The organism is Flavobacterium cheongpyeongense, from assembly GCF_003202435.1.
Classification (GTDB): domain Bacteria; phylum Bacteroidota; class Bacteroidia; order Flavobacteriales; family Flavobacteriaceae; genus Flavobacterium; species Flavobacterium cheongpyeongense.
In genome coordinates this window covers 136,877-152,128 of record NZ_QJHK01000013.1, presented here as the reverse complement: position 1 = coordinate 152,128, position 15,252 = coordinate 136,877, and the positions used below count along the sequence as shown (strand labels likewise).

At 34.9% G+C, this 15,252-nt stretch carries 10 protein-coding genes; 3 read left to right on the top strand and 7 right to left on the bottom strand.

The window, feature by feature from the left end; genetic code table 11:
• The coding region (locus tag DMB65_RS15010; RefSeq protein WP_449403996.1) for an immunoglobulin domain-containing protein at positions 1 to 3,931 on the bottom strand (3,931 nt) is incomplete at its 3' end.
• 542 nt (positions 3,932 to 4,473) lie between these two features.
• On the opposite strand from DMB65_RS15010, the gene DMB65_RS15005 reads away from it, so the two are divergent.
• Positions 4,474 to 5,511, top strand: coding sequence for an aldo/keto reductase (locus DMB65_RS15005; protein ID WP_110307458.1), 1,038 nt, complete (start codon positions 4,474 to 4,476; stop codon positions 5,509 to 5,511).
• A 68-nt stretch (positions 5,512 to 5,579) separates the two neighbouring features.
• Here the strand turns inward: DMB65_RS15005 and DMB65_RS15000 are convergent, their stop codons facing one another.
• Together DMB65_RS15000 and DMB65_RS14995 are read right to left on the bottom strand one after the other, a co-directional pair.
• Entirely contained in the window at positions 5,580 to 6,203 is a 624-nt protein-coding gene (locus DMB65_RS15000; protein ID WP_110307453.1) for a murein L,D-transpeptidase catalytic domain-containing protein, read from the bottom strand.
• Between the two features lie 28 nt (positions 6,204 to 6,231).
• The gene (locus tag DMB65_RS14995; RefSeq protein WP_110307452.1) at positions 6,232 to 7,392 is read right to left on the bottom strand and encodes a vWA domain-containing protein; all 1,161 of its coding nucleotides are present in this window, start codon (positions 7,390 to 7,392) and stop codon (positions 6,232 to 6,234) included.
• A gap of 339 nt (positions 7,393 to 7,731) precedes the next feature.
• Between DMB65_RS14995 and DMB65_RS14990 the strand changes: the two genes are divergently transcribed.
• A complete protein-coding gene (locus DMB65_RS14990) occupies positions 7,732 to 9,438 on the top strand; it encodes a tetratricopeptide repeat-containing sensor histidine kinase (protein ID WP_230470686.1) in 1,707 nt (568 codons plus the stop codon).
• On the top strand, positions 9,435 to 10,184 hold the full coding sequence (locus tag DMB65_RS14985) for a LytR/AlgR family response regulator transcription factor (RefSeq protein WP_110307450.1): 750 nt from the start codon (positions 9,435 to 9,437) through the stop codon (positions 10,182 to 10,184). The genes DMB65_RS14990 and DMB65_RS14985 overlap by 4 nt, the downstream gene beginning before the upstream one ends.
• Before the next feature lie 43 nt (positions 10,185 to 10,227).
• Here the strand turns inward: DMB65_RS14985 and DMB65_RS14980 are convergent, their stop codons facing one another.
• From DMB65_RS14980 to DMB65_RS14965, 4 genes are read right to left on the bottom strand one after another with little or no spacing between them, the layout of a single operon-like run.
• Positions 10,228 to 10,647: an RDD family protein gene (locus tag DMB65_RS14980; protein WP_110307449.1), complete on the bottom strand. Its 420-nt coding sequence runs from the start codon at positions 10,645 to 10,647 to the stop codon at positions 10,228 to 10,230.
• 3 nt (positions 10,648 to 10,650) lie between these two features.
• Positions 10,651 to 12,615, bottom strand: coding sequence for a transglycosylase domain-containing protein (locus DMB65_RS14975; protein ID WP_110307448.1), 1,965 nt, complete (start codon positions 12,613 to 12,615; stop codon positions 10,651 to 10,653).
• Positions 12,616 to 12,634: 19 nt separating this feature from the next.
• Positions 12,635 to 13,996 (bottom strand): DNA repair protein RadA, encoded by a 1,362-nt coding sequence (gene radA, locus DMB65_RS14970; RefSeq protein ID WP_110307447.1) that lies wholly within the window; start codon positions 13,994 to 13,996, stop codon positions 12,635 to 12,637.
• A complete protein-coding gene (locus tag DMB65_RS14965) occupies positions 13,996 to 15,153 on the bottom strand; it encodes an alpha/beta hydrolase (protein ID WP_110307446.1) in 1,158 nt (385 codons plus the stop codon). Before DMB65_RS14965 ends, radA begins: the two co-directional genes overlap by 1 nt.
• Positions 15,154 to 15,252 lie beyond the last annotated feature (99 nt).

The following is a 15,252-nucleotide window of genomic DNA, read 5'->3' as shown; positions in this document are numbered from 1 at the left end:
CTGAAACATAAGCATATTTAGAATTGACTAATTTAATAGCCGTATTGTGCGTCCAGAAATACACTGTTCCGCCTAAGATATTACTATTATTGGCATTACCATACAAAAAATCATCTGCATTTATAGCCGAAGGATAAGGGTTTCCAATCAGGTAATATTTATCTTTATCCATATACTGGCTGCTGGTAATGTTTCCATTGTTGGGTTTACCGGTAAATGAAAGATTCTGAACATAGCTCGCCGTATTCCAAAACTCTCCGTTAGGGTATAATACATTCGGTTCAGGAACACGAATGATATAACCGATACCTGGCTGCATTACACCTGAACTCAACTCTTCTTTCCAAACAGCTCCTGTATAAGAAAGGTATTTGTCCCAACGGGTATTAGGTGACAAATTAGATAACGTTTGGTTCTCTACAGGTGAGGACCAATAGGTAAAATCGTAACGCTTCATAGCCTGTGAGGAACGCTTGTAAGTGATAGAACCCGAGTTGTTGTTTGCTGTTGTATTAACATCTTGTAGTAAACTTGCATTATTTTCAAATGTTAAAGTTCCTCCATTAACATTTACCTCATTTTTAATCGTTAAGGTTTTTCCAGAATTTACAATTACATTTCCAGAATTTACCGTACAGCTGCATCCCGTTATATCATTTGTTACAGTATAATTACCTTCAAAAACGATTTTGTCTCCGGCAGTTGGCAATGTAGTATCACCCGTTTTGGACCACTTTGTACCATCCCAGGTATTGGCCACCTGACTCATGTTTAATATTGCAGAAGCATCAGAAGTACAATTCCCTTCCTTAACTGTAAACGTATAAGTACCTGCTGCGACACCTAAAAGAGTATAGCTAGTTCCTGATCCTGTTGTTACAAGAGTTCCGTTACGATATAATGTCCAGTTTCCTGATGGTAAATTATTTAAAACCACACTACCAGTAGCAACTGTACAAGTTGGATAGGTTATTGTTCCAAAAGTTGGAGCATTAAAAGCAACTATTGCAATTCTGGTTTCTATAGACTCTTTTGTACAGGATCCGTTTTGCAATACAACTCTGTAAGTTCTAAAAGCTCCCGGAAATGCCTGAGGCGTATAAGTTACATTATTAACAACATTTTGCGGATCCGGAATATCAAACCAGGTAGCTGCTGAATTATTAATATCATCGTTATACTGCCATTTTACAACCAATGAAGGATCAACAGTATAAGGAATTGTATTTCCTGAAATACTATGCAACGTTAATGTTGGAAGTGGATCACTTTTGCACAAATCTTCTCTTCCTCCGTTTACCTGTCCTCTGTCAATTGCTGTTACCTGAGTTGTATAAGTTGCTGCCGAGGCTCCATTACAGCCATTTGAATTATTATAATTAACTGTAACCGTTTTAGTCCCACTTGTTAACCATTCGATTACAATATCATAATCTGTACCGGTACCTCTTGCAATAAGTTTGTAATCTGTATTTAACACACCTGAAACAGCCCACACGTAATTAGATTGTCCAGTCTGAGTAGCATAAGTCATGTGTACATCTGCACAAGTTTGAGCCACGGCAGGTGTTGTAAATGTTGGTGTTGGTCTAGGGCTTACTGTGACTGTGACTGAAGCACAAGTAGTTGTATTACAAGTCCCGCTATATCTCACATAATAAGTTGTATTCGATGTTGGTGAAACCGTAATGCTGTTTCCAGTCCCTATAGATGTACCTCCGCAAGAACCTGTAAACCATTGTACTGTTGCTCCTACTCCTGCTGAGCCTCCATTTACTGTAAGCATAGTAGAATTTCCATTACAAATTGTCGTTGTTCCGGTGATTCCTGTTGGGGCTACTGAAAACGTATTTGCTGAAACAGTTACAGTCCAGATATTTGCTGAACTTGTAAATGCAGTATTACAGCTTCCATCTCTTGCCTGACGACGATAATAAGTCGTTTGTGTTAAAGTTTGTGTGGGGTTATAAGTTGCCGTATTACTATTAACAGTGGTTACTCCTGTTGCAAAACTATTATCTGTACTATATTGCCACTGATAAGTAATTGTATTGTTTCCACCACTTGCAGCAGTAGTACTGCCTATTGTTAACGCCGGAATGGTATTACTGCAAATTGTTTCTCCTGTATTACTTATAGTTCCTGATGTAAAAACCGGTCTTACCGTTATAACTCCCGTAGCATTTCCTGTACCGCCTCCACAGCTCCCCCCAGTTAATTGAATAGTATAACTAAAAGTTCCCGAAGCTGTAGGAGTACCACTAATGGTTAATGTATTGCCCGATAAAGATGAAGTTACTCCAGCTGGCAAACCAGTTACAGTTCCTATACCTGTAAAACCAATCACTGTATGAGTTATTGGAGTTAATACTGTATTAATACAAACCGTTGGGGTTGATGAAGCCGTTGAAATTGTATTGTTGACTGTTATTAATACAGGTGTAGAATAAGTCATACACCATGATCCAAATTGATTTTGAACAAGTGCCCTAAAATAAGTACTTGAAGTTAAAACACCTATTTTAGCGATAGACAAAACATTGGTTGTTTCAGAAATATTGGATACATTAGAAGTAAATCCCAGATCACTGGCTTTTTGCCATTTAACTATTGCTGTATTTGTGGTTGAATAACCACTCAATGTAAGATTTGATGTTGCAGAATTTCCTGAGCAAATAGTCTGTGCCGGTGCAACCGAGCCTCCAAGCGGTGCTGTTGTCTGAAAACTTACAGTATTAGAATTTGCAGTTGTTGTACAGCTGTTGTATGCCCTAACTCTATAGTATAAAACTCCTGCCGGAAGATTATATGCCGGACTACTGGAATTGTTACCCGAAACAAAAAAATTATTATAGCCTGTAACAAAATTCGTAAATCCACTGTCGGTGGCAATATCTAAATAATATCCAGTTGCATTAGATACTGTGTTCCATCTTGGCTCAGCATAATCACATTGTAAATTGCCACTTATAGAGGTCGCCACGGGAATAGCAGTAATTATTGGATTAATCGTAATCCAAATTTCATTTCCTCCTCCAGCACTACCGCAGCGATTTGTAGTAGTCACTTTAAGATTTCCTGAAGTTGCTGCCGAGCTAAAAGAAATACTGGCCGAAAGCCCATCAGTAGCTGGGGTAATAGTTGCACCAGAACCTCCATAAGACCATGTATAAGACGATGCCCCTGAAACCGCACTTGCCGTATAATTAGCTATTGTAGCCTGACACAGGGTAGTTGGCCCCGTTACAACTGCATTTGCAGATGGCCCATTAGCAACATACACAATTCGGGTAGCTGTTACACCAGATTTGGTATAAGTTATTGTTGCAGTCCCTACAGCTACTGCGGTTACAACACCTGACGAAGAATTTACAGTAGCTATTGAAGAATTACTAGTAGACCAGGTTCCTCCGGTGAATGTAGAAGTAAAAGTTGTTGTATTCGTACCATAAGTACATATATATTGATTACCTGACAAAATTCCTGCCTGATTAATGCCTCCATTGTTAACTATTTGAGAGAATGAAGGTGTACTACCGCTACCATTACAATTTGCCACAACCGATCCTCCTATATAAATTCTGTCAGATGCACTACAACCTCCACCACTATAAATATTTGAACCTGTTTGAAATACAACAGAAGAACCTGAAGCTAATTTTAAATCATAATTACCTCCTGAAAAATCTAAAGTAGCATTATTTCTCACTATAAGTTGAATCGCACCTAAACACTCAAGATCTAAATTTTGATTCATATTCAAACTCATAGCATTTGTCCCATTGCCAATATATAAAATTCCTCCACATGAAGATAAAGGCGAAGTGCCACAAGTAAGAGCTGATGCATTAGTGGTTGATGTGATTGAGCATTGAGCATTTGCATTTGTGTAAAAAACAGTAAAAAGGAGAATAAGTAAAATTTTCTTCATAATAAACATCATTAATTCTTATAAAAGCATTTCTTTATGACAAGACTTTTCTGTTTTTTTGCAATAGTCCTATGAATTTATAGGGCATTGAAACAGAATATCATCTTACAAAATTAATTTATTCTTACCTACGTAAAAAACCGTAGGACGGATTTTAATTCTTCCAATCAATTTCCAATAGGATAGGTGCAAAAATAGCCAGTAAAATCAGGTTTTTTATGAAATTTCATACCTTTTAGATGAAAAACATTATTAGTCGATGAGCGACCTATTTTAGAATGAAAAAAGTAAGTATCAGAAGTATTTACCTACAATAAAAACCATGTACCAGCCCATATATAACAAGTTAATTACTACTCTTAAAAACATAAAACATCTGATTTTCAGTACCAAATGTTTTAAAAAAGAGAGACAAAAATTAAATTTCGCTGAATCAATATCTTGCATTTTTGATGAAAACTAAAGCACTTTTTAACTTTTGTAACTTTATCATTTAAGAAATACGGTTGTATCTTTGAGAAAATATTGCAATGCCACAAAATATGAAATACACTACGCTGCCCAACACCAATATAAAAGTGAGCAAAATCTGCCTTGGGACTATGACTTATGGAGAACAAAACGCTGAAGCCGAAGGGCATTATCAAATGGATTATGCTCTTGAAAAAGGAGTCAACTTTTTTGATACTGCCGAAATGTACTCCGTTCCTGCCCGAGAAGAAACTTATGGAAGCACTGAGAAAATTATCGGTACCTGGTTCAAAAAAACAGGAAATCGTGATAAAGTAGTTTTAGCTTCAAAGATTGCTGGCCCAAATCCAAATTTTACCTATATGCGCGAAAAGGGCGATTTTTCTCCCGCAAGCGTCAAATATGCTTTAGAAAACAGCTTAAAAAGACTTCAGACGGATTATATTGATTTGTATCAGTTACACTGGCCGGAACGAAAAACCAATTGCTTCGGTCAACGCGGATTTAAAGTCCAGGATGAAGCCTGGGAAGATAATTTCAGGGAAGTCCTTGAAACTTTTGATGTTTTGATTAAAGAAGGTAAACTAAAACATTTGGGAGTTTCAAACGAAAATGCCTGGGGAATGATGCGTTTTCTGGAAGAAAGTAAATATCAAAATTTACCCAGAATCAAAACCATCCAAAATCCGTATAATTTATTAAACCGCCTTTTTGAAGTTGGTTCTGCAGAAGTTTCCATTCATGAAAATGTAGGATTGTTAGCTTACTCTCCATTGGCTTTTGGAGTTTTATCGGGCAAGTTCTTAACCGGAGAACCTCACCCAAATGCCAGAATCAATCTTTTTCCGCAATACAAACGTTATAATAGTGAAGAAAGCACCAAAGCAACACGTTTATATCAGGAAATTGCCCATAAACACGGATTGACTTTGACTGAACTGGCTTTAGGGTTTGTATTGCAACAGCCTTTTTTAACCAGTGCGATTATTGGTGCTACAACATTAGATCAGTTAAAAGAAAATATTGCAACTGTTGACGTAACACTTTCAAAAGAAATCTTGGCTGAGATTGATGAAGTTCAGACTATGATTCCTGATCCTGCACCATAAATCAAATTTTTTAGAAAACATAAAATCCCGATAGCCATCAGTCATCGGGATTTATTTTTAGAATCTGCTTAATAATAAATAACCAGAATGATTTTCTTTTTTGAGTTATCAATGAGTTTTTCAATAACTCCAAAAAACTTTTCATTTACCATTGGGCAGCCCAGACTGTTACATATAGGGTATGGTTGTTCTTCAAAGGGAACAGCAACATATTGGTGCAGCACTATGTTTCGGTCAAAAGCATTACTGTTTGTTACATCCAAACCGTACAATTTATAAGCTTTTCCAAATCTTCCTGAGTATGAACCTCCAATTGCATATTTTCCTAAAGAACTGGAGTTAGAATTCTTTACATTACTAAAAGCTAGTTTTCCCGGAATTCCTGTTTCTGACCCGGAGCCATGAGCCACCAAACCTTTTCCGGTTATTCTGTTTGATTTTAAATCGTAAATAAAAAACCGGTTTTTTCCTGATTCTATCTTCATATCTAAAAAGAAAGCTACATCTGAATTATATTTAGAAGATTCCCCAAAAAATCTCCGAATCTCAGTTATCTCCCTTTTTAACTTTTCTTCATAAGAATAAACCGGTTTTGACTTTATAGTTTTTAAAGACTTTGCGTTGTTATTTCTGCATGCAAAACTCACGCTAAAAATTCCAATCAAAAGCAAGATGAAAACATTTTTTGTCATATTTTACCAATTGATTTTTGAACAGTTGTTATTTTTCAACCACATAGCCTTTCACCTTTGCAAAACCAAGTATCGATGTATTGATGGCATTGCCCAGATCATCCTGTTTTTTACTTTTCTTAGACTCAGCCTCGATATACTCCTGACGTTTTTTAGCCAATACCGCAATTTCTTTTTGGATGGTTTCTCTTTCCTTTGATTTTTGAGCCACGAAAGTTTTTAATTCTTCTGCCGATTTGTTTTGTAATTCTGCAGGCAGTTCTTCTTTCCTCATTTTAGAAATAGCCCCTGCATCATCTTTTACTTTATCTACCAGATCCCAACTTTCGTTTTTATAAACCGCTTTTGATTTGCTCACAGCGCGTTCTGTATAATTAGCTGCCGAAACTTTTTTTGCATTCTGATCCTGAATATTTTGGTTCATTTTCTTCTCATGTCCTTTTGAGCCATAGTTAATGTAAGTTTTGTTGATTCTTTCATCACATTTTGAAATTTCATCATCATACGGAGTAGCGATGTATCTTACGGATGCGTTCGAATCAATATTAAAATATTTTCCTTTTCCATGATCAGCCCCGTCTTTCCAGTGTGTATTAATTCCTTCGGTTTTGTCACCACAAAAAATGGTATTTACATAAATATCATGCTTTAAAGCATCACTGATCGCTTCTTTATAATTGATTCCGCCCTGATTAAAATCTTCGTTTCCGGCTATGTAAATAAGCTTCATATTACTGTCTTTATACGCCCATTTTAATTGTTTCGTAGCATCCTGAATTACGGCTCCGCAATATTCACTTCCCCCATTGGTTCTTAAAGCAAATAATTTTTCGGATATCAGATCCAAATCAGTCGAAAGTGGCGTAATTTGTCGGATATAATTAGATTGCTGCGATAAACCATCATTACCATATTCATACAAAGCAATTTCAATATCAGGTGTTTTTCCATCGTATTTCAATGTCGTCAAAGTATTGACAATATTCCAAAGCCTCGATTTGGCCTGATCGATTAATCCGTCCATACTGCTGGAAGTATCCAATAAAAGGGCAACTTGTATTTTTGCGTTTTCTGTTGCAGCCGGTTTTTTAATTCGGTCATTCTTTTTTGGATTTGCGTTTGATGAATTACAACTTACAAAGCTGATTAGAATTGCCAAAAGTGCTGTGATAAATAAATTTGATTTCATAATTATAAGTTTTAATTGGATGATTACAGATCAAACTTATAAACATAAAAAACACATTTTTTAGACAAATGGTAAAACAGTATTCTGACTTGGTGAAACAAGTTGTAAACGGAACATAAAATACTTTACTTTACATTATTATCGGAAGGTTTTTAGTTGCAAAGCATATCAGCCTCATACAGATTAAAAAAACACTTTACATAGCACAGCAAAACTTGTAGTACCATGAAACGTTTATCATTAGTAGGTATCTTTTCTATATTTTTATTTCTGTTATTTTCTGTTAGAATAGCGGCACAAGATTCTATTTCTAAAAAGAAAGCGGTCCGGGTCTCAAAAATGAGCAAAGCGGTAAAAAATTTGGAAAAGTCCCTGGATGTAAACGATGAAGGACAAATTGCCAAAAACTATGAAACTCTGGCCAATGAATTTCAGGATAAAGGCAATAATGCCAAGGCCGAGGAATACTATAAGAAAGCATTGATAAGCTATACAAAGCTTAAACTCACCGAAGATAAAACACGTGTGACACGAAGCCTTGCCAAAGTACAGGAGAATCAGAAAAATTTTGACTCAGCTATTAAAAACTATGAAGTCGCAGGTTCATTGGCAAAAGACGTCTCTGAAGAAAAGATCAATTTAAACGATGCAAATCGGTTACGTAACAACGCCAATCCTGCGGGGCAGACTAATTATGTAGACTCTAATATTGAATTGCTTAAAAAGGAAAAGAAAGGTAATGAAGTTACAGAAGCTTATGTTCAGAAAGCCCAAAATTCATTAGAATTAAAAGATAAAAAAGTTGCAATAGAAAGTTATAAAAAAGCAATTGCTTATGCAAAAGACAAACCCGAAGCCGTTATCAATCTAAAAAATGAAATAGCAAATGTGTATGCATCAGATAATCAGTTCGAGAAAGCAATTGATATCAATGAAAAACTTCTGACAGAAGCGGTAACCAGACAGGATTTTAATACCCAAATAAAGCAATTACAGTCATTGGCTTCGCTTTATTTTAAGAAAGAAGAACCCAAAAAAGCACTTTTATCTTTAAAAGAAGCTTATGATCTCGCCTACAATAAAGGAAATTCAGCGGAAGCAAAAAAAACATTATCTGAACTGGTAAAATATTACAAAGCTGAAGGAAATGAAAAAGAAAGCATGGCGCTTTATGAAGGGTTTCTTAAAAATTTCGATCAGTTAATCCAATCAGACACGACCTTAATCAACACTAAAAAATTCCAGGTTACAGAAGGTAAAATTAGGCAATTAGAAAAAGAAAAATCACTTAAAGATGAATTAATCACAAAGAAAAACACCTTTAATTATTTTCTTTTAGGATCGATCTTATTGCTTTTGCTTTTGTTCCTTTTTATTGTAAAATCACTTTATTCCATCAAAACAAAGAACAAGGAAATCGCTTTGCAGTCCTTACGCCGTGAAATGAATCCGCACTTTATTTTTAATAGTCTCAACAGTGTCAATCAGTTCATATCTGAAAACAAGGAACTCGAAGCCAATAAATACCTCACTTCGTATTCTACTTTGATGCGGGATATGATGGAAAATTCTAATAAGGATTTCATCATTCTGGATAAAGAAGTAGCCCAATTACAAAAATATCTGGATCTGGAACATTTGCGTTTTCAGGATAAATTTGATTTTGAAATTACGGTTGATAAAGATCTTGATACTGAAACTGTTTTTGTACCCAATATGATTATTCAGCCACATTTAGAAAATGCAATTTGGCATGGCCTGCGTTATCTTGATAAAAAAGGATTTTTACATCTCCGATTTCAATACAATAACGAAAAAGTAATTGTAGCTATTGAGGACAATGGAATTGGTTTAACCCAAAGCCGGGAACTCAAAACAAGCAACCAAAAAGCACACGAGTCAAGAGGACTGAATAATACAAAAGAACGAATCGGTTTGCTGAATCAATTGTACAAAAAAAACATTTGTTTTACCATAAGAGAGAAAGAATTGCCGGAATCCGGAACCATAGTTGAAATTATTTTTCCGTTAATTGATAAGATATGATGACTTTTCAAAAAATAAAAAGTGTAATTGTAGAAGACGAACTCGCAGCACGCGAAGTACTCAAAAATTATCTAAGCAAGTATTGCCCTCAGGTTGAAGTTGTGGGAGAAGCGCAGAATATTAATGAAGCTGTTCCGCTTTTGCATGAGATAAAGCCACAATTGGTTTTTCTGGATGTCGAAATGCCTTTTGGAAATGCTTTTGATGTTTTGGAAGCTTGTAAAGATTTACAATTCGAAACCATATTTGTAACCGCTTTTTCTGAATATTCCTTAAAAGCCCTAAACCAAAGTGCTGCTTATTATTTACTGAAACCCATTTCTATTGAAGAATTAATTGTGGCTGTAAATAAGGTGCATCATCAAATTATGAATCATGAAATCTTCAACAGAAATAAAATTATTGTTGCCAATTTTCATGAATCCAAACCCGAAAAACAACAGGTCATTCTGCCAACATTAGAAGGATTCGAAGTTGTTAAAATGGAAGAAATCGTTCGCCTCCGCGGAAACGGAAATTTCACCGATTTGTATTTGAATAATGGGAACAAAAAAATGGTCTGCCGATTTTTAAAACACTTTTCAGAAATTTTGCCTTTGCCTTTTATTCGCGTTCACAAATCGCATATCATCAATATGAATTGTGTGAAATCGTATAATAAAGGTGGAATTATTACCCTTAACGATGGTTCTGAAATTGAAGTTTCTCCGACTTATAAAGAAGAATTTTTGAAAAATTTTAAATAGAATTGGATTTGCCTTGAAATTACGCTAAATAAGCAGTATATCATTATTCTATTGTTTTTGGTTTGATAATTATTTTTGAAATTATATCTCCTAGTTTTTGGTTATTCTTTGTTAAAATAATGGAGAGTAAAAAAATAAAAGGACAGACTAATTCAAATAAATCAAAAATCCGTCTTATTATTATTCTAAAATATTTTTTATAACCATTAGGTTCTTGCACGTTATCAAACGTCATTTCTAATTTGAATATATGTTTTCCAATAGTTTTATTCATAAAAATGTCCTGAGAAAGATATACCAAATAAAATACTAAAAAAAAGTAACCGTTATTATCAGTATTTCTTGGATCACGACTGTGGTCATAAAATAAAAATGGTTCCACAGCCTTAAATATTAATGCAAACAAAAGTAAATCGATCAGAGCTGCTCCAATTCTTTTAGATAGATAGTTACGTTTTCTCATGTTCTACAAATCAAACTCATCCCCCAATGACAAAGAATCAACCGGAACTACAGTCGAATCCGGGACTTTAATCTTGATTAAAGAACGTGCATTTCCGGAAATATAAACCGGCAATTGCCCCAGTGTATCTTCCGGAATTAAAAGGCCGCGGCGAAACATTAAGTTCTTTAAGAATTTTTGATTCTGCAATGCATAATCTTTTAAGTTTCCTTCATCATTAAACTGATACATGAATTTTCGGGGCTTCGGAATAATAGTGGCCAAGTACAAACATTCATCTACGCTAAGATCTGCGGGACTTTTCTGGAAATAGAATTGACTTGCTTCTCCGATTCCGTATACATTTGGTCCCCATTCGATAATGTTGAAATATACTTCCAGCATTCTTTCCTTGCTTACAATGCGGTTATTTTCAAGAATATAAACCAACAAAATTTCTTCCAGCTTTCGCGAAAGCGTCTTCTCACGTGTCAGGAAAACATTTTTAATCAATTGCATGCTAATGGTACTGGCACCACGAGAGAATTTTTTGGTACGTATGTTTTTTAGAATTGACTGTTTAAATGCTTCATTGATAAAGCCGCGATGCGAAAAAAATGACGGATCTTCAGTAGTCAATACACACTTTTGCAAATAAGGCGAAATCTGATCCAGAGGTGTATAATTCGGATTTGCACTTCCAACAAAAACAGGGCGTTGCAACACATTCTGAATAATGGCACGATATACAAATTCTCCGTTTAACTTTGTAAGATTTGCTTCTCCGTATTTGGTAATTCTCAGGTTCTCCTTATTGAGTTTACTGTCAAAAACTAAAGTATGAGGTTTGTTTTTATTGAATTTAAAATCCAGTTTATAATCAAATTTTCCGGTCGCTTCCATTCCCTGAAAATGGGTAAACAATCCATCAGGCAATGAAACGATAAAATCCTGCGCCGTCATTTTTGGAATATCAACTTTCAAAGTATAAACGGTATCTGATTCAGTATTATAAGAAACATAAGGTTTTACTTTTATTTTATTCAGCTGCATGGTTGAAGTGCTGTCAATAGAAATAAAATCAGAACCTAATAGAAATCGATAATCAAAACGGGCATTTTTAATTACAACATCTTTACTGGCAATTTTGGGATGGTTAATTTTTAAATTGGCAATAGAAGTATAACCGTCAATATGCAATTCACTACCGTCTTTGTCAATGTTTGCCACATTTAAGCGTATCGAATCAAAGCTTGCTTTTAAGTTGTAACGTTGATCTAGATAAGGAACCCTGATGGCACCGGTATCCAGATTAAAAAACCGAATATCAGCCTTTTTATTTCTGGGATCAGCAAATCCTTTGATATTCCAGCGCTGGTCAAAATTCCTGCTTTTAACATGCAGATTTGTCATGAGCTGTTTATTTTCTAAAACCAATTTATTAATTGCAATAGTGGCTTTTTTTCCATTATCATCAATTTTAAAATTCAGGTTTTCCAATTTCATATCGGTCGGAACCAGATTCAATAGTTTTGTAATAATACCGTAAGCAACGTCAGCATATTTACGTTTTTCATCTGATGTTTCTTCAGTATCATTCTTTTTTAAAAAAGCATCAAAATTTCTAATTTTTCCTTTTTTAACCAGTTGAATATAGCCGTCATTAATTTTTAAAGTTCCAAGCTGAACATCACCAATTAGCAAATTACTCAGGCTGATAGTAGTTTCTACTTTTTTAATGTGAAAAAGAGTGTCGGCATTTTTAGGTACCAGACTAATATCCGTTAATTTAATTCCTGACAAACCATCAAAAGATGCTTCCTTTATTAAAAAATCACTATTGTAATCAACCGCCATTTTATGAGTGACTTTAGCAATAGCTTGTTTTAAAAGTGAGTTACGAAAAGAGTATAGCGCAATACAAATCAGTATAATTAGTACTGTAAGTATTCTTAAGGCTTTGAATATTTTTTGTTTCGGAAATTTCATGAGCAAGTTTTATAAAAAATTAGCCAAACAGAATACTGGCCACGTCTTCAATTTTGGCTACGAGTTCAATTTTGATTCCAGTATTTTTTAAGGCAATTTTATTGTATTTCGATACGAAGATTGTGTTGAAGCCTAATTTTTCAGCTTCTTGAATTCTTTGATCGACACGATTTACTGGACGAATTTCACCAGAAAGACCAACTTCACCGGCAAAACAGAAACCTTTTGTTACCGGAATATCTTCATTTGATGATAAAATGGCAGCCACGACAGCCAAATCAATCGCAGGGTCATCTACCGAAATTCCACCAGTCACGTTTAAGAAAACATCTTTTGCACCTAATCTAAAACCGGCTCTTTTTTCAAGGACAGCCAAAATCATATTTAGCCTTTTAGCATTATAACCCGTTGTACTTCGCTGCGGAGTTCCGTAAACAGCTGTACTCACCAGCGATTGTATTTCAATCATCAGTGGTCGCATACCTTCCATCGTAGTAGCAATAGCTGTACCGGACATCTCTTCATCCTTATGCGAGATTAGGATTTCTGACGGATTGCTTACTTCCCTCAAACCGCTTCCTAACATTTCGTAAATTCCAAGTTCTGCAGTTGAACCAAAACGATTTTTTAAAGAACGTAAAATTCGGTAAACATGATTTCGATCGCCTTCAAATTGTAAAACGGTATCCACCATATGTTCCAGAATTTTTGGTCCGGCGATATTTCCGTCTTTGGTAATATGCCCGATCAAAATAACCGGAATATTGGTTTCTTTTGCAAATTTGATTAATTCGGCAGTAGTTTCCCTGATTTGAGATATACTTCCGGCTGTCGATTCAATATAATCGGTATGAAGGGTCTGAATCGAATCGATAATAACAATCTCAGGCTGAATAGCTTCAATCTGTTTGAATATATTTTGCGTTTTGGTTTCCGTCAGAATATAACAATTTTCACTGCTTGGCGTAATTCTTTCGGCACGCATTTTTATCTGCTTCTGACTTTCTTCACCGGAGACATACAAAGTTTTATAAGGTAATTTTAATGAAATCTGGAGCAAAAGGGTACTTTTACCAATTCCGGGCTCCCCACCCAAAAGCGTTAAAGATCCGGGAACAATTCCTCCACCAAGAACACGGTTCAATTCGCTGTCAGTAGTATCCATCCGGATTTCCTGAGCCGAATCAATTTCAGTAATTTTTAATGGTCTTGGTGCTTTTCCTGCCGAAGAGGGTTCACTTTTCCAGGCGACTTTTTCCTGCTTCTGAATAATTTCCTCAGCAATAGTATTCCATTCTTTGCAGGCATTGCACTGCCCCTGCCATTTGGAATATTGTGTTCCGCAATTTTGACAAAAGAAGGAAGTTTTTACTTTAGACATTATTTTGTTTTTTTTGCAAGCGTATTCATTTCATCAATTTTCTCGTACATCAAATCTTTTGTCAACTCACCAATTGGCTGCATTTGTGAAGCATTCTGATATCTTTTTGAGGCTCTTTTTGGTTCTCCCATTTTTTCATGCATCAGACCTAACTCATATTCACCCAACATTGCCAATGGATAATCAACATTTGCAATTTCTGCTAATTTTGCTAATTCGTCGTAAGCATTATTTTTAAGGATAACATCCTCAATAACTTTAAAGTCATTCATCCTAACCGGAATATCAACTCCTAAAACTTCTGACATGATGTTGTATTTATTATCAAGATAATCTGCATATCCCGATTTCAGCACAGCGATTTTGTCTTTAAATTCAGCAGAATTAATAGGCTTATAAACTTCAAAAATATGATATAAGGCATTTGGAATCGAATACAAAACTTCTGTATAATGGGTTGCATTTTTAAACACATCATATTTGTAGTTTACCAACGGATTATTGGCAATTTTAATATTGCTGTCTAATTTTTCAATTGGTTCTTTAATCTTTTTTATATCTCCTTCACCTGCTGACAAATAATAAAAAAAAGGTTCTTTTACCTGAGCGAATTTCTCAGCTATACGAATCTCCATTTTTGGTGCAAGCTCAGGGCTTAAACAAATATATCCGTTAAAAAGCGGCCTGTCTTTATATAAAAAAAAGTTCGCAAAACTTGCCGTTATATCATGTCCTGCAATAATTTTAAAGGGTGTGGTTCGGTATTTTTTTTCAATATATGGAAGTAATTCTCCTCCGATAAACTCAAAAAATTCTTCCCCTTTTTCAAATGGTACTCCTACATTTTGGTCAATCATAGAATCATCATAGCGTTCTCCATCATGATTCTGATGGATTCCTATTATAATCATTTCAGGTAAATCATCCCAATAAACACCATAATTTATTGCACCTGAAAAAGCATCAAATAAATAATCACCATCCAATAGATATAAAACGGGATATTTTTTAGACGGATTGGTTTCATAAGAAGCAGGAAGACCAATCGTTATTCTTCTATCGGTACCAAGTTTTTCCGATTTAATATTGTCGAATGTCTTTTGTGCAAAAGCAACAACAGAGATTAATAAAGCAAAATATAAACAAACTTTTTTCATGATTGGGGAGAATTAAAAAGTATTAAAAAATGAGATGGCAATATAGTACTTTATTTGCTTTTTTGTTAAAGAGAGTTTTTAAAAAGAAAAGAAATTTAA